Origin of the sequence: Citrifermentans bremense R1 (assembly GCF_000426865.1) — a bacterium.
Taxonomy (GTDB): Bacteria; Desulfobacterota; Desulfuromonadia; order Geobacterales; family Geobacteraceae; genus Geomonas; species Geomonas bremensis.
In genome coordinates this window covers 156,133-174,668 of the sequence record NZ_AUGE01000005.1, presented here as the reverse complement: position 1 = coordinate 174,668, position 18,536 = coordinate 156,133, and the positions used below count along the sequence as shown (strand labels likewise).

General features: G+C 62.2%; 17 protein-coding genes. 11 read left to right on the top strand and 6 right to left on the bottom strand.

Features of this window, described 5'->3' with window-relative positions; translation table 11 throughout:
- Positions 1-538: 538 nt before the first annotated feature.
- Positions 539-2,332: an autotransporter assembly complex protein TamA gene (locus K419_RS0105395; protein WP_026840686.1), complete on the top strand. Its 1,794-nt coding sequence runs from the start codon at positions 539-541 to the stop codon at positions 2,330-2,332.
- Positions 2,329-6,795 carry a translocation/assembly module TamB domain-containing protein gene (locus K419_RS0105390; protein ID WP_026840685.1) on the top strand — a complete coding sequence of 1,489 codons (4,467 nt, stop codon included), beginning with the start codon at positions 2,329-2,331 and terminating at the stop codon, positions 6,793-6,795. The genes K419_RS0105395 and K419_RS0105390 overlap by 4 nt, the downstream gene beginning before the upstream one ends.
- 56 nt (positions 6,796-6,851) lie before the next feature.
- On the opposite strand, the gene K419_RS21635 is transcribed toward K419_RS0105390, so the two are convergent.
- Positions 6,852-7,394, bottom strand: a complete 543-nt coding sequence (locus K419_RS21635; protein WP_226377628.1) for a hypothetical protein — start codon at positions 7,392-7,394, stop codon at positions 6,852-6,854.
- 289 nt (positions 7,395-7,683) lie between these two features.
- Here K419_RS21635 and K419_RS0105380 point away from each other — a divergent pair, with 289 nt between their 5' ends.
- Both K419_RS0105380 and K419_RS0105375 read left to right on the top strand, forming a co-directional pair.
- Positions 7,684-8,190 (top strand): zinc ribbon domain-containing protein, encoded by a 507-nt coding sequence (locus tag K419_RS0105380; protein ID WP_026840684.1) that lies wholly within the window; start codon positions 7,684-7,686, stop codon positions 8,188-8,190.
- 34 nt (positions 8,191-8,224) lie between these two features.
- Positions 8,225-8,938, top strand: coding sequence for a class I SAM-dependent methyltransferase (locus K419_RS0105375; RefSeq protein ID WP_026840683.1), 714 nt, complete (start codon positions 8,225-8,227; stop codon positions 8,936-8,938).
- Between the two features lie 146 nt (positions 8,939-9,084).
- Here K419_RS0105375 and K419_RS0105370 read toward each other — a convergent pair whose 3' ends face one another.
- From K419_RS0105370 to K419_RS0105360, 3 genes are all read right to left on the bottom strand, one after another.
- A complete protein-coding gene (locus K419_RS0105370) occupies positions 9,085-10,305 on the bottom strand; it encodes an MFS transporter (protein WP_026840682.1) in 1,221 nt (406 codons plus the stop codon).
- A 122-nt stretch (positions 10,306-10,427) separates the two neighbouring features.
- On the bottom strand, positions 10,428-10,859 hold the full coding sequence (locus K419_RS0105365) for a hypothetical protein (protein ID WP_026840681.1): 432 nt from the start codon (positions 10,857-10,859) through the stop codon (positions 10,428-10,430).
- 105 nt (positions 10,860-10,964) lie between these two features.
- Positions 10,965-11,462 carry a nucleoside 2-deoxyribosyltransferase gene (locus K419_RS0105360; RefSeq protein ID WP_026840680.1) on the bottom strand — a complete coding sequence of 166 codons (498 nt, stop codon included), beginning with the start codon at positions 11,460-11,462 and terminating at the stop codon, positions 10,965-10,967.
- 228 nt (positions 11,463-11,690) lie between these two features.
- Between K419_RS0105360 and K419_RS0105355 the strand changes: the two genes are divergently transcribed.
- Positions 11,691-12,590: a PLP-dependent cysteine synthase family protein gene (locus K419_RS0105355; protein ID WP_318842527.1), complete on the top strand. Its 900-nt coding sequence runs from the start codon at positions 11,691-11,693 to the stop codon at positions 12,588-12,590.
- Positions 12,591-12,691: 101 nt separating this feature from the next.
- Here K419_RS0105355 and mobA read toward each other — a convergent pair whose 3' ends face one another.
- Positions 12,692-13,309: a molybdenum cofactor guanylyltransferase gene (gene mobA / locus K419_RS0105350; RefSeq protein WP_026840678.1), complete on the bottom strand. Its 618-nt coding sequence runs from the start codon at positions 13,307-13,309 to the stop codon at positions 12,692-12,694.
- Between the two features lie 209 nt (positions 13,310-13,518).
- Here mobA and K419_RS0105345 point away from each other — a divergent pair, with 209 nt between their 5' ends.
- The 6 genes from K419_RS0105345 to K419_RS0105320 all read left to right on the top strand — a co-directional run bounded on the left by K419_RS0105345 (position 13,519) and on the right by K419_RS0105320 (position 17,777).
- The gene (locus K419_RS0105345; RefSeq protein WP_026840677.1) at positions 13,519-14,379 is read left to right on the top strand and encodes a L,D-transpeptidase; all 861 of its coding nucleotides are present in this window, start codon (positions 13,519-13,521) and stop codon (positions 14,377-14,379) included.
- 250 nt (positions 14,380-14,629) lie between these two features.
- Complete coding sequence (locus K419_RS0105340; protein ID WP_012531593.1) at positions 14,630-14,884, top strand: DUF3553 domain-containing protein; 255 nt, start codon at positions 14,630-14,632, stop codon at positions 14,882-14,884.
- A gap of 162 nt (positions 14,885-15,046) precedes the next feature.
- Positions 15,047-15,274 (top strand): hypothetical protein, encoded by a 228-nt coding sequence (locus K419_RS0105335; RefSeq protein ID WP_026840676.1) that lies wholly within the window; start codon positions 15,047-15,049, stop codon positions 15,272-15,274.
- 150 nt (positions 15,275-15,424) lie between these two features.
- Entirely contained in the window at positions 15,425-16,303 is an 879-nt protein-coding gene (locus K419_RS0105330) for a Rossmann-like and DUF2520 domain-containing protein (RefSeq protein ID WP_026840675.1), read from the top strand.
- A gap of 70 nt (positions 16,304-16,373) precedes the next feature.
- Positions 16,374-17,024 carry a response regulator gene (locus tag K419_RS0105325; protein ID WP_026840674.1) on the top strand — a complete coding sequence of 217 codons (651 nt, stop codon included), beginning with the start codon at positions 16,374-16,376 and terminating at the stop codon, positions 17,022-17,024.
- 150 nt (positions 17,025-17,174) lie between these two features.
- Entirely contained in the window at positions 17,175-17,777 is a 603-nt protein-coding gene (locus K419_RS0105320) for a LuxR C-terminal-related transcriptional regulator (RefSeq protein WP_226377642.1), read from the top strand.
- A gap of 94 nt (positions 17,778-17,871) precedes the next feature.
- Here K419_RS0105320 and K419_RS0105315 read toward each other — a convergent pair whose 3' ends face one another.
- Complete coding sequence (locus K419_RS0105315; RefSeq protein ID WP_026840672.1) at positions 17,872-18,366, bottom strand: chemotaxis protein CheW; 495 nt, start codon at positions 18,364-18,366, stop codon at positions 17,872-17,874.
- Positions 18,367-18,536 lie beyond the last annotated feature (170 nt).

Below are 18,536 nucleotides of genomic sequence, written 5' to 3'. Positions count from 1 at the left end.
GACACGGTTTATTTACCTCACAGACATTATAACAGGTTCCCTGACTGCCAGCCGAGACACTATTTTTTCCTGATTCTGTCCGGCAGGTGCAAGTTACGTTGCTGCTGTCAGTTCTGCCGGCGGGATGTGGATGATCGGGACCGCTGTGAGAAGAGGGTGCTTCTTTGGTGACTCTCCTGCGGCAGAGCCGACTCGCCTTTTCTGGCTCAGCGCGGCGGGCGACTTGGATAGGGAAATTCTCAAAGGGAAGAGACGGCAACTCCATCGGTAGCAAAAGATGTTGCTACTAGTTTCTTCATTTGCAGTTATTGCGGCCCTCTTCCCAACTATTGCTGCGCGGCATGGTAGAATTCTCCAGTTCGCGGGACTGCCTCACCTGATCCGCGGCGCCTTCGGCAGTACCATTCCCAAAAAAGCAGTGTCCAGTTGAAGCTGTTCCGCCGTCTGCGCACACCTATGCGTTGCTTTAGCCGAGGTCGACGACGGCGCCGGCACCAAGGCCCTGGTTCCATCGGCCCAAAGGGCGGTGCCGGGTCTGTTGCTGACACTGATGAAGGCCGGCCCGATGCCCAAGCGGTTTCCTCCATACCTGGCTCTTAGCTGCCTCGCGGCGCTGCTTTTCCTTGCGTCCGCCGCCTTTGCTGCCGACCCGGTCGAGATCGAGGTGACAGGTGTTGAAGGCGATGCCCTGGAGAACGCGCGTCAGGCGCTGGCGCTTCCCTACGGCCTGGTCCGGGACGGGAAGGTGGATCGGCTCTGGCTGGACCGCTTCGCCAAGCAGGCGCCGGACAAGGTACGCCAGGCGCTGCAGCCTTACGGCTATTACAAGTCGGAGGTTTCCGCCCGGGTGGCTCAGACAAGGGACGGCAAACCGAGCCTGCAGGTCGTCGTCATCCCCGGGGAACCGGTGCGGGTCGCCGAGGTGACGGTGGAGCTCAAGGGGGCAGGAGCGGAGGAGAGAAGGCTCTCGCGGGTGCGGGACGCCTTCCCGGTGAAAAGGGGTGAGGTGCTGCTGCAACCCGACTACGAGCGGGGCAAGGGGGCGCTGCAGTCTATGGCCCAGAAACTGGGGTATCTCGATGCCGCTTTCCCCCGTCACGAGATCCGCATCGCCGAGGACCGTTCCTCGGCGCGGATCGCCCTGGTGCTCGACACCGGCCCGCGGTTCTATTTCGGCCCGGCGGTGATCCAGGGGGCGCCGGAGTACCCCGAGTCCTACCTGAAGCGTTTCGTCGCCTTCAGGGAGGGGGAACCGTTCTCCTACGCGAAGATCGGAGAGACGCAGCTCAATTTCGCCAACTCCGAGCGCTTCAGGCAGGTGGTGGTCACGCCGGAGCGCGAGCGGGCCGAGAACGCGCGGGTACCTGTCGTGGTGCAGCTCACCGAGGCGCCGCGCCGCACGGTAAGGCCCGGGATCGGGTACGGGACCGACACCGGCGCCAGGTTCTCCACCCACTACCGCGACTTGAACCTCTTCCACAAAGGGCACGACCTCGACCTGAGCCTCTACGCGGCGCAGCGCCTGCAGGGGTTCGCCGGCCGCTACACCATACCGAGCAGCAGCGATTACCGAAGTTCCACCGCCTTGCAATTGAACCTGCAAAAGGAAGACGTCACCAGTTACTTGAGCAAGATAGTCGCGCTGGAACTGGATCGGAACATAGGGTTGGGGCGCGGCGAGCTGGCGACGGGGTACGTTAGGCTGTTGCAGGAAGTCTTCACCGTCGGCAACGTGAACGCGAACTCCAGGCTGGTGCTCCCGGGATTCCGTTTCTCCAAGGAAACCTTCAACGACCTGGTCCGCCCCAGGCGCGGTTACGCCTACACCCTGGAACTGCGCGGCGCCCACCCGTACCTGGGATCGGACAGCGGCCTCATCCAGGGGATCGCCCATGCCAACCTCTTGTTCCCGCTCCCCTGGCGCCTGTCCCTGCAGACGCGGGGGGATGCGGCGTACAGCCTGCTCACCGATCCCTTCTCCGACCTCCCGCCGTCCATCCGCTTCTTTGCCGGTGGCGACCAGAGCGTGCGCGGCTACACCTACCAAAGCCTGGGCCCCCGCGACTCCTCCGGGAAGGTGGTGGGGGGGAGGCACCTGCTGGTCGGGAGCCTGGAGCTTTTGCGCTCCCTTTACAAGGACTGGGGGGTATCGGTCTTCTACGACATAGGGAACGCCTTCAACAACTACGCTGACATGCGCCTGAAAGACGGGACCGGCTTGGGCGTCCACTACTACACCGCCGTCGGGGGGCTGAACCTCTACCTCGCCAGGCCGCTAACCTCCGGAGCGGGGAGCTACCGCATCCATTTCACCGTGGGGTTCCAGCTATGAGGCGGATCGCGCTCTACTTAGGCGGAGCCATCCTGGCCCTCGCCCTGGTCATCTTCGCCGGCCTCGTCTGGCTGGTCGATACCAGCTCAGGCGCTCGCTTTGCGCTCACCACCCTCGACCGCTTCGCGGGCGTCGAGGTCACGGTGCAAAAGGTGGAGGGGAGGCTAAGGGATCGCCTGCTGCTGCAAGGGGTCACCGTTTCGCGGCCGCGGATGCTGGTCCGGGTAGAAGAGCTGCGCCTGGCCTGGGACCCCGAGCGCCTACTGGGCGGGAAGCTCTTGGTGCACGATCTGGCCCTTCGGGGGGTGCGCATTGAGGACGACACCCCGCTCAGCGAAAAAGCCCCCGAACTGCGCTGGCCCCAGGTGAGCGAGGCGGTGCGCAGGCTGGATGCTGAGGTGACCCGCTTCTCGCTCAAGGAGCTCAGCTACCGGCACCTGCAGCAGCCCCCCTCGAAGCTCAAAGAGCTCGCGGCATCGCTCGCGCTCAAAGAGGGGACGCTGAAGCTCACCGGCGGGAGCATCTCGGCCTCCCAGGGGACCGCCTCAGGCGAACTGGCCGCCGGGCTCTGGCGCCCATCGCTTACGCTCGACCTGCGCCTGAACCCCTCGGCCGCCGTGGCCGATATGGACGCCTTTTCGGTGCAGGCGAGGCTTATGCCGGGGACTCTTCCCGAGCAGATGGCTGGGCCGCTGGCGCTTTCGGGCAGGCGAGGGGGGGCACGGCGCCTGGAGCTTAACAGCGAACTCGGCATCACCAGCACCGGTTTCAACCTGAGAAATCTGAAGCTGGTGCGGCCCGGGCGTCGCGGCACCCTGTCCGGCAGCGCAAGCATGACCCTCACCAAGACCGATCCGCTCTTCACCCTCGCCCTGCGGGGGACGGAACTCGACCTCTCCAAAGAACTCAACACTCCCGACCTCATCTCCGGCACGCTCAACTTCTCCGGGACACCGGCCAGCTATCGGGGCGATTTCTCCCTGTCGAACCAGGGGGAGGGGTGGCGCAAGGTGGCGCTCGCCGCCGGCTACCGCGGCGGCAAAAGCGGCGTGAAGCTCGCGCCGCTCTCCGGGGAGTGGCTGGGGGGAGGGGTGCGCGGTGCGCTGGATATCGGCTGGGAGAAGGGAGTGCTGGTGAGCGGGAAGCTCGCGGGGAGGAGGCTCGACCCTTCGCAACTGGCGGCAAGCTGGAAGGGGGTCGTCAACCTCGACCTCACCGGCAGCGTCGACGTGCCTGAACGGGGGGAGGTCCGGGGGAGCCTGGACGCGCATCTGCTGGAAAGCAGGCTGCAGGGGCACGAACTGCGCGGCGACCTGCAGGGGAGCTTCCTCGGCAAGACGATGCTGGTGAAACGCCTGGTCCTTGCCGGCAAAGGGTTCAGCGCCCGCGGTTCGGGGCAACTCGACCGCCGCTTCGATTTCGCGGCCGAGGTGAGCGATCTCTCCGGGGCGGTGCCGGCCGCTTCTGGCGAACTGCGGGCGGGGGGATGGTTCAGGTGGCGCGACGGCGTCTTGAGCGGTGCGGTGAGCGGCAACGGGCGCAACATAGCCGCCTCCGGCGGCCGCGTCGGCTCCATGGAAGTGAAGGCGAGCCTGGGCGAAGAAAAGGGGTACCCGGTGCATCTGGACGCGGCCTTGACAGGGGTCTCTCTCGGCAAAGCGCAGGTGGAGACGGCGCACCTCTCGCTGGCGGGGACGCTGGCGCGGCACCAGCTCGAAGGGAGGCTTGCCTCCGGCGAGAATCACGCCGAGCTGAGCCTTGAGGGGGGCTACGCCGGCGGCGAGTGGCGCGGCCGGCTGCTGCGCTTCTTAGGCGCCGACAGCGTCGGCCCCTTCGCCCTCGCGGCTCCGGCGACCGTGGTCGCGGGAGGGGGGCGCTTCGCCCTTTCGCCGCTGGTACTGGTCGGGGCGCAGGGGGAGCGGGTGGAGCGGGTGGAGCTCGCCGGGAACCTGGAGCGGGATAAGACCGGTTCCCTTCGAGCCAGTTGGAGCGCGCTGAACCTGTCGCGCACCAACTACTGGCTTAGCGGCGGCGAATTACAAGGCAGGAGTTCGGGCGAGGTGGAGGTCGCCTTCCTGCGCCGCGGGCGGATCGACCTCTCCGGGCATGCGGAGGCTGACGGGGGAGTCGTTGTCGACGGGCAGCGCCTCGACCTGGAGCGGTTCCAGGCCACCATTAACGGCGGGGCCGGCGGCCTCACCGCCCTGGCCGATCTGGCTCTCAAAGAGGGTGCCGGCGCGGCCCGTCTCGATTTCCACTCAAGCGATCCCGCGTCGCTCTCGCTGCCGAACCGCGGCGATCTCGCCATTGCCCTTTCCGGCCTCGACCTCGCGCTGCTGCGCCCCTTCCTCCCTTCCGGGATGCTGGTGGACGGCAAGATGCGGGGGGACGTCACCGGGAACCTCCTTCCCGGCGGCAGGGTCGACGTGAAAGGGGAAGGTAGCGTTTCGGAGGGGCATCTGAACTGGCTTTCCCAGGGCGAGGAATTCGACGCCCCGCTGGACCAGGCCCAAGTCAGTTTTGGCTGGCGCGGCCGGATCAACCCCGCCAGGGGGAGGCGCGCAGAGCTAACCCTGAGCGCGCGCGCCGCGGCCACGGGAACCTACACCTCGAACGGGGAGCGGATGCTGGTGGCGAAGAGCACGCTGCGGCTGGATGCGGACAAGAGCGGCAGCCGTGCCGCCGTCGACCTCACGCTGGATCAAGGGGGGAGCCTGACCGCCACCTTCTTCTCCAACTCCCCGGCCGGGTTCAATATCCCGGAGACGGGCGATCTTTCCGCGCGCTGGAGCGGCATCCGCCCCGAACTCTTGAAGCCGTGGCTTCCGGGGACGCTGGACCTCAAAGGGGAGCTGAACGGCCAGGCCAACGGCAGGCTCATGCCGGGGCAGCGTCTCGAATTGAGCGGCGAGGCCGGCTTCTCCCAGGGGAGGGCGAGCTGGCAGGGGGGCAACGGAGTGATCGGCGCCAACCTCCGTTCGGCCACGCTCACCTTCGCCTGGCGCGGCGAGACGCTCACCGGCAACCTGGCGCTGGCCCTTGCCGACTACGGGCAGGCTCAGGGGAACATCCTGCTCCCCATTCCCGCCCGGCTCCCCGTGGCGCCGGACCCGCGAGGCGCGGTGCGGGGGAATTTCGCCGGCAAAGTGAAGGAAAGCGGTTTCCTCACCTCGCTTTTCCCGGGGCTGGTCCAGGAGACCCACGGCGCCCTCGATCTCGACCTCACCCTGAGCGGCACCTGGGGCGACCCCGCGCTGGTCGGGAGCCTCAGGCTCGCCGATGCCGGAGCCTACCTCCCGAGCGCCGGAATCCGCCTCACCGGCGTTGAACTCTCCGCCCTCCTAACCCATAACCAGATACGCATAGAAAGGCTGCGCGCCCGCTCCGGCGAGGGGGAACTGGTGGGGAATCTGCTGGTGCAGCTAAACGGCAGGGAGATCACCGGGTACACCGGCACCTTGAGCGGACAAGGGTTCCAGACCGTCTACCTGCCGGAACTCCGCATGACGACCTCGCCGCAGCTCACCTTCAAGGGGGAAGGGGAGCGGGTGACCCTGGAGGGGGAAATCGGGGTACCCGAGATGCTGATCCTGGGGTCGCCGGCGCACCAGGTGGAAACGGCGAGCTCCGACGTGATCCTGGAGGGGGCGCCGGCCGAAAGCGCGGGAAAGCCCTTCCCGCTGGTGCTGGACGGGCGGGTCAAGGTGGTATTGGGGGACAAGGTCCGGGTAGAGGCTTCCGGCATCGACGCGCGCCTGGTAGGCGACATGGATCTCGTCTTGAAGGGGATCGACAACATCGAGAGCTCCGGCGAGATCCGCGTGGTCCAGGGGCGCTACCGCGCCTACGGCATGGATCTCGAGATCGTGCGCGGACGCATCTACTACGTGAACGACCCGGTAAACCGTCCCACGCTCGATATCCTCGCGTTGCGCACGGTCGGCGACGTCAAGGCCGGTGTCACCGTGGGGGGATTCCTGAACACCCCGGTGGTGAAGCTGTACTCCGAGCCTCCCATGCCCGAGGTCGACATCCTCGCCTACATGGTTTTAGGCCACCCGCTCGGCGCGAGCGGTGAGCAGGGGGCCCTCCTGGCAACCGCGGCAGCTTCGCTTTTCTCTTTTGGCAAGTCCGAATCCGTGCAGGAACAGGTGAAGGATCGGCTGGGGCTGAGCACGCTCGGGCTGGAGACGGTGGACACCTCCAAGGCCGGCAGGATGGGTTACAAAGAGATATCGACTACCCCAGGCGGCGCCGCGGCTGCCGAACCCGCAGGCGGGCAGTCCCTGTTCACCGTCGGCAAGTACCTGACCCCGCAGCTTTACCTGAGCTACGGGCGCTCGCTACTTACCGGGGAAAACCTCTTCAGGCTCCGTTACGACATCCACCGGCGTTGGCAGATAGAGACCCAAAGCGGCAGCGAAAGCGGCGCCGACCTCTACTACAAGCTGGAGTTCGACTAGGGAAGCAACCGGAGCGGAGCACTGAAGACCCTGAGGCCCACGCTGGACACGGAGGACTACCTCCCCTCCGTTGCGTTTTCCTGGTCCAGGAAAGTCAGATCGTATTTCACGGCGGACTTGGTGATTTCGTCTGAGAGTTCCGGGGGCATGATCTGTTTCAGCTCCCGAACCTTCAGCCGAAAAACGGTCTTTAGGCTGTCGACCGTCGACATGATGCTCTTTGGCGTGCCGAAGGGCCTGTTCGCCAGGGTGTGTACCTCAAGGTAGATGTCATACATCTCTTGCAGCTTTGCACTGCTTCTGCCCAACTTCTCCGGAGCCGGTTTCAGCCTGCTCATAACCAGGTCGATCTCGCGCTTCACTGTCGCCAGGTCTTCCGATTCCTTCCGGCTTATGTCGTTGGATACCTCCCTGCCTGCATCCAGGTCTTTCTGCCAGTCGGCGGCGATGTCGCTGCGCGCCCTGCCGCTCAGCTCAAGCCCCGACCGGATGCCATAAAGCGCGATCACGTAATCGGTCAGGTACTGCTGCTCGCTGTTTTTGTGCCAGAAAGAGTTCAGCGAGATACCAAGAACAGCTATTGCCGTTAATGCCAGCATGCAGATTTTCCATCTGGCTGCAGAAGGGAATCTACCCGCCACCCGCCGCGTATCGGGCATCGGGTGCATCAAAGAGACGCAAATCCAGTCACATGGGATGATCGTGTGCAGGTTAGTCAAAACCGCTTCGACGATTTCCTCATTGTTGCGGCTTGAAGCAAACAACCTTGTGCAGCCGCATATTTTTCTTTTCTAATTGTAAATATTTAGATATATTCGCTGAACTTTATTGAATGATAGGGTTCTTACCCTGTCGATGATGCACTTTTATGCCTAAAGGAGACGAATCATGTACGGCGGACAAAACCCGGAGATCCTCGACACCGGCCTTTGCTACCAAGCCTTGGGAGTCTGTATCAGCGACCCCCCTCAGCTGATTGAAGAGACGTACGAGCGGCTGGTGCGGAAGTACAAGGCGGAATTCAACTCTATCGACCCGAGCATCAAAGAGGCGGCTCGCGAGCAGCTGGCCATCATCGAGAGGATGTACCACACCATCACATGCTCGGTAAGCTATGCCAGTAAGGCTAAAGATCAAAATAAGGCGGTCAGTGCGGTGGGCAACAGGACCCGGAGTGAGCGCCGTATCACTTCCGACCTTGCCAACTGCCCATCATGCAGTGCGCCTGTAAGCAAAGCTGCGCAGAGTTGCCCTTTTTGCAGGGCGGTTTTACTGACTCCCTGGAAGAAGTTTCAGCGCAAATACTTCACCATGACCAACCTGCTCCTGTTCCTGATCGCGACGGTATCGATATCCCTGGTCGCGGCCTTGGTGCAGAGCAACTTCATGCACTAGCGGATCTCTCCCCAGGGGAACAAAAGGAGAAACCATGAAGCTCTCATGCTGTGGTGTTTTCTGTTGCAGTGGCACGGTATCCCCCTATGCCAAAGGGATGCTCGACGCAAGGATTTCCCAGGACCAGATCGGAAGCGTGTACGACAGGCTGTCGAGCATCTACGACATTTGGGGGAATCTTGCCGAGTCACGTGCCAGGCATCGGGCGATTGAGCTTGCCGAGATCGAAGATGGCCAAAGAATTGTGGAGGTAGCGGTAGGGACGGGACTTGCTTTTAACGAGATCGTGAAGCGAAACCCAAACGGCCGCAACACCGGAATCGATCTGTCCGCCGGCATGCTGGAGAAGGCGAAGAACCGCTTGAAGAAGCTCTCAGGCGTCCATTACGACCTCACTATCGGCACTGCGTTCGACCTTCCTGTAGAAACGGGGTGCGCAGACTTGCTCGTCAACAATTACATGTTCGACCTGATTCCTTACGCTGACATGGATAGAGTACTGGCAGAGTTCCGGCGTGTTCTCAAAAGCGGCGGCAGGCTCATCCTGGTCAACATGGCGGTCGGCGAGAGTCTGCCCAGCCGGCTCTACGACTTCGTTTACCGGCTATCCCCAAAAACCATGGGCGGGTGCCGCGGGGTGCGGTTGGCCGACAAGCTGAAACAGCACGGTTTCACGGTCGAGGTGAGGGAGTACCATCAGCAGATGCTATTTCCTTCCGAGGTGATCCTGGCTCATAAAGCGCGGTGACGAGCCCGAGCGTCCCCTGCCGACGCCGAATGTGCGGCAAGGGGGACAGGCTACTTTTTTGAATCGAAAAGTAGCCTGTCCCCTTTTCTGTCGAGTTCCGCGCAGGCGCTGTTAACGAACAGCAGGGTGAGGACCAGTGCCCGGGCTTATTTTTCCTTCGAGGTGCTGCCGCGGTACAGGAGTAGAAACAGCAAGGTCGCCGCAAAGGTGATGCAGCCGGCGGCCAGGAACCCGGTGGCAAAGCCGGCCCTTTTGATCACCACCCCCATGGTGGCGGAACTGAGCATCATCCCCAGATAGACGCAGCTGTTGTAAAGCCCCATTCCCAGGCCGCGCTGGCCGGCAGGCATCACGATCGCCACCAGCGAACTCAGCGCGGTGAAACTGGTCCCCATCCCGGCCCCGAGAAGGCAGGCGCTGAGGATCAGGGCGGCTAGTGTGTGGCTGGCGCCGGTCAGGGCGAGGGCGACGGCGCAGGCGACGAGGCCTATGCCGGACATGGCGCCGCGGTCGATCCGGTCGCTCAAATGCCCGAACGGGATGCGCAAGAGGACGTTGACCAAGGCCTGGGCCGCGAAGACGACTCCTATCTGGTCGACGCTCAGCCCCGCCGCGCGCGCATGCAGGGGGAGAAAGGAGAGGTACATGCCGAAGCCGAAACAGCCGCCCAGGGTCCCGGCGAGCGCGGCCATGAGCCGCCCGTTGGAGAATATGGAGCTTGGCGGATGCTGGCCTTCGCCGTGGGTGCGGTGGGTGGCGTGGGTCTCCTTGGGGAGAAAGCAAAGGACCGCTATGAGCGCCACGGCGATCAGCACGCCGGAAACCAGGAAGACCTGCCTGAACCCGAGCCTCTGCCCGAACCAGCCGCCGGCCGCCGGGCCGATGGTCATGGCGAGGTAGACGGCGGTCGTGTACCAACTGTAGGCGCGGCCGACGTGCGAGCGCGGGACGATCCTCGCAACCGAGGACATCATGGTCGGAGTGAAGGCGGCGAGCCCGACGCCGAAGACGAGGTAGATGGCGCCCAGGGCGACCCAGTTGCCGCTTAGCGGGATGAGCAGCGACGCCGCGCTCATCAGCGCCAGCCCGGCAAGGAGGACGGGGGTGATGCCGACCTTGTCCGATATCAGCCCGGAGGGTACGGCCAAAAGCCCCGCGGAAAGCATGAAGGCGGCGTTGATCAGGCCGATCTGCGTGGTGCTGGCGCCGATGCCGCTGGCCAGAAGCGGCAGGACGGGAATCCGCATGTAGGCGCCCAGGAAACAGACGAAGCCGATCGCGCAGCAGATCAGGACCTGTGCCGCCTGGCGCTCTCCCGTGTTTTGGTGTTGTTCGTGCGGCTGGTTGTCTGTAGCAGAGTCGCTCATAATCCGGCAAAACTAGCGCCGCAGGGCGGGGGGTGTCAATAACAAACTATTCCCTTTGGGGAACCGGGGGGGCGGCGAGGAGGAAACTGCCGGGTAGGGGATTTTCTTAAGTGAGCGGGCAACTACCGGCGCCGGTTGGCGTTGTCGTAAACCTTCGCTCCGCGCAGGCGCTGGTCGCCGATCTGGTGCGCGATCTCGTGCCTTTCCAGCTTGTTGTTGACCTTGAGCTCCTCATACCCCATGTATCCTGCCTTCGCCAGTTCGGCAACGATCTTCACGAAGCTTTCCTTGTCCTCGCGGGAGAGGTTGTGGAAGCCGTCGAACCTGTTGGAGCTCCCCAGATTGAAGAAGTCGTCCACGGCGCTGAAGACGTCCTGGGAGGTGGAGATGTTGACGAAGTCATGATCTGCAGCAGCGGTGCTCGCTTCAGCGCCGTCGTTCGACAGTGCGGCGGGAGTTCCTGACCCTGAGGGGATCTTCTCCTCTCTTTTAACCGGCTTATCAATGGCTGATGCTTCCATGATGGCTTTGTATGCCGAGAGCGCCCGTATCATGTCGTACCTCCGGAAGTAGGTTGACTGTAACTACGCAGCCTGAGTCAGTGCATTCTTGTAATTTTCCGCGTATTTGTCAATGGTAAAGGTGGCAGTGACAGTGCGCTAAAACTCTATTGCCTCGATGCTTCTGAAAAGCCTGCCGCCGCTGTACTCGATGAAATGGAGCAACTGCAGGTTGAGGGAGAGCCCCGGAAGGTCGCCGCAATCGCGGATGTCGGTCCGCAGCCCGAAGCATCTCTTGCCTATCCCCGCTCCGAATCCCACTTCCGCGACGGTCCCGCTGTCGGGCTCGGTTCCGTCCAAGACGGCGAGGACCACGTCCGCTGCGCGTATCCCCTCTGCATTGACCCGGCCGGCGAATCGGGCGGCTTCCTCGATGGCGCCGGCGCGCACCGGACCGAGGGCGGCGCCGAGCGCGTCCTCTATGCGCCGCCCGACCTCCTCCTGGTCCCAGGGGTCGAAGACGGTGCAATGCAACTGGTTCAGGCGCTCTTTCACCTTGCCGCGGTAATGGTCGTTCTCCGGGCTGAAGCCCAGAGGCGAGGCCAGATATACTTTGATCCCTTTTCCTGCCGTGATGCCGGGCGAATTTTCTGTCATAGGCGAAACCTCCCTCGATCCTGGCAAAACTAGCCCCCGCGCGGTGACCTGTCAATATTTTAAAGATTGTTTCAGAGGGGCGGCACATCGATACAGGGAAGGCCAATATTTGATTGTTGGCTGCAGCCCATGCGTGATATGCTGCGTCTGTTTGAAATAACTCATCGGGAATGGTTGTCGTTGCCACTCCTGAGAGAAGCGAGGCTGACAGTGAGAGGGCAAAGTTTATTGGATTCCATCGGTGGGACACCGGTCGCTGAAATCTACTCCCTGTGCAAGAACCCTTCGGTCCGCATAGTGGCGAAACTGGAAGGAAACAACCCGGGGGGGTCGGTAAAGGATCGGCCTGCGCGGCAGATGATACTGGCCGCCGAGGCGAGCGGCGAACTGACGCCGGACAAGGTAATCCTGGAGCCGACCTCGGGCAACACCGGCATAGCCCTGGCGATGATCGCGGCGGCCAGGGGGTACCGGATCAAGCTGGTGATGCCCGCGTGCGTGAGCGTGGAGCGGCGCAGCGTGCTGGAGGCGTACGGCGCGGAGATCGTGCTCTCGCCGGGGTGCGAGGCGACCGACGGCGCGATCAGGCTGGCCCACAAGATCCTGGCCGAGGATCCGGCAAAATACTACATGCCCAACCAGTACGCCAATCCCAACAACGTGCTGGCCCACTACAAGACGACCGGCCCGGAGATATGGCATCAGACCGGCGGAGAGGTAACGCATGTGGTGGCGGGAATGGGCACGAGCGGCACGCTCATGGGGCTCGCCTCCTACTTCAAGGAGGTAAAGCCCTCGGTCCAGGTGGTGGGCGTCGAACCGACCCTGGGGCACAAGATCCAGGGGCTGAAAAACATGAAGGAGGCGATCGTTCCCCCCATCTACGACTGTGCCGCATACCACCGAAACCTGGTGGTGGAAGACGACGACGCCTTCGAAACGGCCAGGCTTCTCGCGGCCCACGAGGGGATTTTCTGCGGCATGTCCGGCGGTGCCGCGGTCTTCGGGGCGCTGCAGCTGGCCTCGGAACTTTCCTTCGGGGTGATCGTGGTCATCGTACCGGACCGCGGGGATCGCTACCTCAGCACCAACCTCTTCAAGTCCATGTGCGCGCAGTGCCCCCCCTGACGCTGTCTGCCCAACTGATGAAACGAGAAAGCCCCGGCATCCCACCGGGGCTTTTTGTTTGTCCTCTTCCCCCATCTCTGATCCTCCCGTTTCCGACTTCCTCAGTCGGCGGGGCACCGGCCACCGGTCCCCGCTGCCAGTTGCGCGAACTGCTCGGGCGTGTTGATGTTGCAAAAGGCAGTGCCGTCCGGGTCCAGGGGCGCGAGTTCCCCGGGGGAGACCAGCCGCACTTTTACCTCCGGGTACCAGGCGTAGGCGCAGAAATCCTCCCTTTCCAGCTGCGAGCGAATCGGCTCCAGGCACCCCTTCTTGTAGAGCGCGAAAAGAGGTTCATATCCCTGGGGCGTCTCCGGCACCACCGCAGCATAGCCGTCGCTTAGGGAGCAGAGATAGTGGAGCACTGCCGCGTTCGGGAAAGGGAGATCGCAGGAGGAGACGAAGATGGCCTCGGTATCTGCCTGGCTCAAGGCGGTATAGATGCCCCCCAGGGGGGAGCCGGGATAGAGGTCGGGGAGGACCGGGAGATCGTAGCCGGCGAAACGCTCCGGCGCGCCCCCCACCAGGACCACGCGCGAAAAGCTCTCCTGGAAGAGCTCCAGGACGCGCTGGAAAAGAGGCTTCCCGGCGACCTCAAGAAAGGCCTTGTCGCGACCCATGCGGCGGCTCTTCCCCCCGACGAGAATGACACCTGTTACATCGCCTTTTTCCACCTCTGACACAATCGCTCCGGTTTTATCGATGCAGACGGCAGGTCCGCATGCTGTTGTTGTCAGCACTATCCAAGAAAGCCAGCAAAGATATAGGCGGATAGTTTCGGCGGGTCAAGTGAAAACAAGCTGAACTATCTTCCTCTTTATCTGGTCCTTTGGTAGAATGAATCTGCCATAGGAAACTCTCCAAGTTTCTTTGTCTCGTGACGAGGCATGTGATGAGACTCTTGATACGAACATGCATCCTTCTTGTAATGATAGTGGGCATATGCTCTCTCCCCTCTGCTGCAGCCCAAAAACTCCAATCCCTATGCGACCTGCACTATCCCAGTGACTATCTCTATGAGTGGGACTGTGTAAAACTGAGCTCAAAGGACTCTCCCTATCGGATCTTCGGCAAGCTCTGGCAGGACGGGCTGCGCTTCAACAGGATGGACCGGCGCCATTTCATCGCGGGAATGTCGATAAAGGTACCCAAGCGGATCGAGGAGATCAGGGGCTTCAACCCGATGCCTCCCTTTTATTACGAGGCGGAGAAGCAGCCGCAGCTCATCCTCATCGATCAAAACGAGATGTACCTCGGCGCCTATGAGTACGGAAGCCTGGTATTCTCCGCGCCGGTCGCCGTGGGGGTCGAGGAGTACCGCCTCAAAAACGGCAGCTACCAGATCGACACGGTGGACCCGGTCCACGAATCGAGCCTCTACCCGGTGGAAGGGACGGAGCGCGCCTACCCGATGCACTACGGGCTGCGCTTCCACATCGACAAGCGGCTGGATGGCTGGACCTCCTACTGGATCCACGGCAGGGACCTTCCCGGATACCCCGCCTCCCACGGCTGCATCGGCCTCTACGACGAGGAGATGCAGGCGGAGTACTACGGCGAGCCCGACCGGCCGCTACTCATGGACGCGAAAAAGCTCTACCGCTGGGTGGTGGGCGGCAAAGACACCGGAGCCTTGCAGAAATTCCGGGGGCCGGTGGTGATCATCATGGGCGAACCGCAGATTCCCCCCGAGCGGTTGCAACCCGTCGAGCTTCCCCCGCAGCTTCCGCCGACAACGCCTCCTGGGCTGTGACCGCAGCCTTCATGAACGTCCTGCGAAACTAATATCCCGGCAGCCACTGTTCATTTCGTTTTTGCGGTGTATAGTTTCGTTCGTGCCTGCTGAAGCAGGCCGGCTCCACGCTGTTCGTCATATCTCTTCAGCACCCGTTTTTGATTACACCAAAATCCATATCCATCCAGCTTTTCCTGTTCGACCTGTTTCCAGGCCGGTTGCTAAGCCGCGTCTGAAAACTACTTCAGTGCCTCCAAGGGGAATAACAATGATCGTCAAACGTGGTAGCGTCGTTATTCATTCCGTTGCCAAAGAATGGGGCGTCGGCAAAGTCGTAGAGGTCAACGAGATCCGGGCGACCATCCGCTTCAACGACGGCATCATCAGGAAAATCGTCTCCTCGCACTTTCGAAGTCTGAAGCCGGCCGATCCGAGCTCTTACCTGCCGGCGGCAAAAGAGGTTCCGCCGGTAAAGCCGAGGAGGAGGACGGCGAGCCCGAAGACAAAGAAACCGAGCCTTTAGCTCAGGCGGCGCGAACGCGGGGCCGAAAAGGGAGGCTTACGGACGGCAACGAGAACAGGGCGGCGACAGGAGCCTGTTTTTACAGTTGCGGAGCCTGGATTTCCCGTCATAATCTTTTTCATGAAAGGACATCGTCTGCCGCTTCCATGAGAGGAGAGAGCTATGAAATGCCCGGTATGCAGGAACCATAAGCAGGTGAACACCGACTTTCACTCCGACGGTTTCAAGGAAGGAATCACCGAGTGCAGCATCTGCGGCGCCGCCTGGTCGGTGAACCACGGCGTCACCGAAATCGTGAGAGACCCGCAGGTCGACTCCTTTCTCCAGGCGCAAAGCGAGTGCGTCGAGGGGGACGACTACAGCCTGAACCCCGACGGCAAAAAGCCGTAACCTCAACCCGCGCCGCTCGGCTGCGGTATCATAGATCCTCCCCTGAAACCCCCTCCTCACCGGTGGGGGTTTGTTTTTGCGGCAGCGTTGACACCGCGCGAAGGTTTGCTGTACCCTGACCGAACTGTTCACGGCAAGAGGTGGTTAGGCATGAAATCTTTCAGCATCATCGGCTGCGGCGCCGTCGGCAAGACGGTCGGCCGCCTTTTTTATGAGGCGGGCGTACTCGAGCCGCGGGATATCCTGACACGCTCGCTGCAAAGCGCCAAGGACGCCGCCGCATTCATCGGGGCGGGGAGGGCGACGGCTTCCTGGCAGGAACTGCGCGAGGCCGACCTGTACCTTGTGGCCGCCTCCGACGATGCCATCGCCGCCTGCGCCACGGCCCTCGCGGAGAGCGGGGCGGTGCAGCCGGGAGCGGTCGTCTGCCATCTGAGCGGCGCCCTTTCCAGCGCCGTACTGGAGCCGGTCGCGCGTCTCGGGGCAGCGGTCGCCAGCGTGCACCCGGTAAAGAGCTTCGCGCAACCGAGCCTTTGCGTCACGGACTTCGCCGGCACCTGGTGCGGCATCGAAGGGGATCCGGCGGCGGTGGATTTTCTCAGTGGCGCCTTCCGCGCCATCGGGGGCGAGCTCTTCACCCTCGACCCCAGGTTCAAGACCATCTACCACGCCGGTTCCGTGCTGGTCTGCAACTACCTCACCGCTTTGATCGAGGCCGGCGCCAAGGCCTACCAGAAGGGAGGGGTCCCCCGCGAGCAGGCGTTCCAGGTCATGGAGCCCTTGGTGCGCGCCACGGTGGAGAACGTCTTCAGGACCGGGACGGTGCAGGCGCTGACCGGCCCCATCGCGCGCGGAGACGCGGCCGTCGTGTCGGCGCAACTGGAAGCGCTCGAAGCTTGGGATGGCGAAATGGCGCGGCTCTACCGCGACCTTGCCGTCGTGGCTCTGGACCTTTCCCGCAGGCGCGGCCAGGCAAGCGACTCAGGCCTTGAGGCTTTGGCAAGGTTGCTGGATAAGGTACAGGAATAACGAAAACGATATGAACAGTGGAAAACCTCGAACGCGAACAGTACCAGAGGGCGAAAAAGCAGGAGAAGGGATGATAAAGGTCATGGTCGTTGACGATCACAGCATAGTCCGGGAGGGGGTACGGATACTCCTGGAGCAGTTCCCTGATCTCACCGTGGTGGCTGAGGCCGATAACGGCAGGAAAGCGTTGGAACTGGTGGCCGATGCAGCACCCCATGTGGTGCTGATGGATCTGAGCATGCCGGGGATGAACGGCATAGATGCCACGCAGCGCCTTTCTGCTGGCTATCCCGAGGTCCGCGTGCTGATTCTCTCCATGCACAAGGACAAGCGCTTCGTCTCGCAGGCGTTTCGTGCCGGAGCCCGTGGATATCTACTCAAGGAGTGTGCCTCCGCCGAGCTGGTGCAGGCGGTGCGGCGGGTAGCCGCCGGCGAGATGTACGTCTGCCACGGCATCATCGGCGTGGTGATGGAGGATTACGTCACGCGCCTTCCCGAATCGCTGATGCAGCCTGAAATACCGCTTACCCCGAGGGAAAGGGAAGTGCTGCAACTGATCGCCGAGGGGAGCAACGCCAAGAACGTGGCGTACCTGCTCAACATCAACGTGAAGACGGTGGATACCCACCGGCAGCAGATCATGAAGAAACTCAAGATGCGCTCGGTAGCCGAGCTGACCAAATACGCCATCCGCGAGGGGCTCATCAGCATGGAAAGCTGACCCCTCCCGCCCCCGCCAATCTTTCCGTCCACGCCCCGTAACGTCTAAGGGAAAGACCTATCTTTCTCTCCTACAAAGCTTGATACACAGAAACGTTGCTTCTTGCTAGAGTGCCGAACTAAGATCAAACCATCCTCATGAGCGGACCAGATCCTGGTCCGCCAATGCCTTTGGGTTATCCTCGAAAATGCGCCGGAGCTCGACCTGGCCGCCCAGGTGGATTTCGCAGCCACTGCGCTTGAAGAGGTCCTTGAGCTGCATCCGGACCTGGTGATCATCGATCCGGATTCCAGCGACATCGACAGCAGTGACGCCATTCGCACCCTGGCCGGCGGTTCCTCCTTGGCGAAGGGGCTGATCGTGTCGGGCCGCGTCGAGCCCAAGCGTGTGGCTGACCTCTTGAACGCCGGCGCCAGCGGTTTCGTCCCGAAGAGCTCCCCTGTGGAGGATTTGTTGTCGGCGGTGAAGACCGTAACCGGCAACGGCTTCTATCTGCCGCCGGAACTGCATGCCGTGGTCAGGAGGAAGGGCTCAACATGGTCGGTCGCCCACCCGCAACAGGTCATCTTGACTCCGCGGGAGCACGACATCATGTTGCTCCTGGCTCAGGGGAAGAGTTCGCGTGCGATCAGCGACGAGCTGCTGATAAGCGTGGAGGCCCACCGCGCCCATGTCATGAAGAAACTGGGGCTCTCGGGGATGGCAGCCCTTGCCAAGTACGCCCTCCGGGCCGGTTTCATTCTCCTCGATTAGCACCGCCCCTCTTCCGAGTGAGGCAGTAGATGCAAAAAAGGCAGCCGGGTGAAGGACCCGACTGCCTTTTGATCTCTGCTGCTCTGCTTGGCGCTTAAGCTGCGGCGCCTTCCACTTCGCGCACCAGTTCCAGCTCGCTGGAGGTGAACACCTTGTCGATGTCCAGGATGATGATGAACTGGTCGTTGTGTTTTCCCATCCCCTTGATGAAGTCGGTGTTGAGCTTCGTGCCGATGCGCGGCGGCGGCTCGATCTGGTCCGGCTCAAGATCTAGCACTTCCTGGACAGCATCGGCCATGGCGCCCATCACCACACGCTCCCCTTCCAGCTCGACTTCGACGATGATGACGCAGGTGTTCACCGTCTGCTCCGCCGTCACCATCCCGAACTTCAAGCGCAGATCCACTACCGGCACCACGCTGCCGCGCAGGTTGATGACACCGCGCATGTAGTCCGGCGTCTGGGGTACCTTGGTGATGGTGGTGAAATCGAGCACCTCGCGCACCTTCCCGATGTCGAGCGCGAACAGCTCGTCCTCCAACTTGAACGTCAGATACTGTGTAGTCTCCGTGATAGTCTCGACTGCCATAGTTGTTCTCCTCTCTCAGGGATTGGTGCTATAGGACTTTAGGCCCTTAGCGGACCGGTGTCTTTTCTGTATAAACCATCGACAGATACAGAGAAAATTTGAGAAGTTTTTTCCACATTATTCAGATATAATCCAAAGCCTGCACTATGTCTTGTTACCGGTGGCTTATC

What these genes read in the sequence shown, in the direction of transcription:
- K419_RS0105360 (WP_026840680.1), bottom strand. Translation starts at nt 11,462, where the DNA reads ATGACAGAAAATTCGCCCGGCATCACGGCAGGAAAAGGGATCAAAGTA.
- K419_RS0105340 (WP_012531593.1), top strand. Translation starts at nt 14,630, where the DNA reads ATGATCGTCAAACGTGGTAGCGTCGTTATTCATTCCGTTGCCAAAGAA.
- K419_RS0105380 (WP_026840684.1), top strand. Translation starts at nt 7,684, where the DNA reads ATGTACGGCGGACAAAACCCGGAGATCCTCGACACCGGCCTTTGCTAC.
- K419_RS0105345 (WP_026840677.1), top strand. Translation starts at nt 13,519, where the DNA reads ATGAGACTCTTGATACGAACATGCATCCTTCTTGTAATGATAGTGGGC.
- K419_RS0105325 (WP_026840674.1), top strand. Translation starts at nt 16,374, where the DNA reads ATGATAAAGGTCATGGTCGTTGACGATCACAGCATAGTCCGGGAGGGG.
- K419_RS0105370 (WP_026840682.1), bottom strand. Translation starts at nt 10,305, where the DNA reads ATGAGCGACTCTGCTACAGACAACCAGCCGCACGAACAACACCAAAAC.
- K419_RS0105375 (WP_026840683.1), top strand. Translation starts at nt 8,225, where the DNA reads ATGAAGCTCTCATGCTGTGGTGTTTTCTGTTGCAGTGGCACGGTATCC.
- K419_RS0105390 (WP_026840685.1), top strand. Translation starts at nt 2,329, where the DNA reads ATGAGGCGGATCGCGCTCTACTTAGGCGGAGCCATCCTGGCCCTCGCC.
- K419_RS0105365 (WP_026840681.1), bottom strand. Translation starts at nt 10,859, where the DNA reads ATGATACGGGCGCTCTCGGCATACAAAGCCATCATGGAAGCATCAGCC.
- K419_RS0105335 (WP_026840676.1), top strand. Translation starts at nt 15,047, where the DNA reads ATGAAATGCCCGGTATGCAGGAACCATAAGCAGGTGAACACCGACTTT.
- K419_RS21635 (WP_226377628.1), bottom strand. Translation starts at nt 7,394, where the DNA reads ATGCTGGCATTAACGGCAATAGCTGTTCTTGGTATCTCGCTGAACTCT.
- K419_RS0105315 (WP_026840672.1), bottom strand. Translation starts at nt 18,366, where the DNA reads ATGGCAGTCGAGACTATCACGGAGACTACACAGTATCTGACGTTCAAG.
- K419_RS0105330 (WP_026840675.1), top strand. Translation starts at nt 15,425, where the DNA reads ATGAAATCTTTCAGCATCATCGGCTGCGGCGCCGTCGGCAAGACGGTC.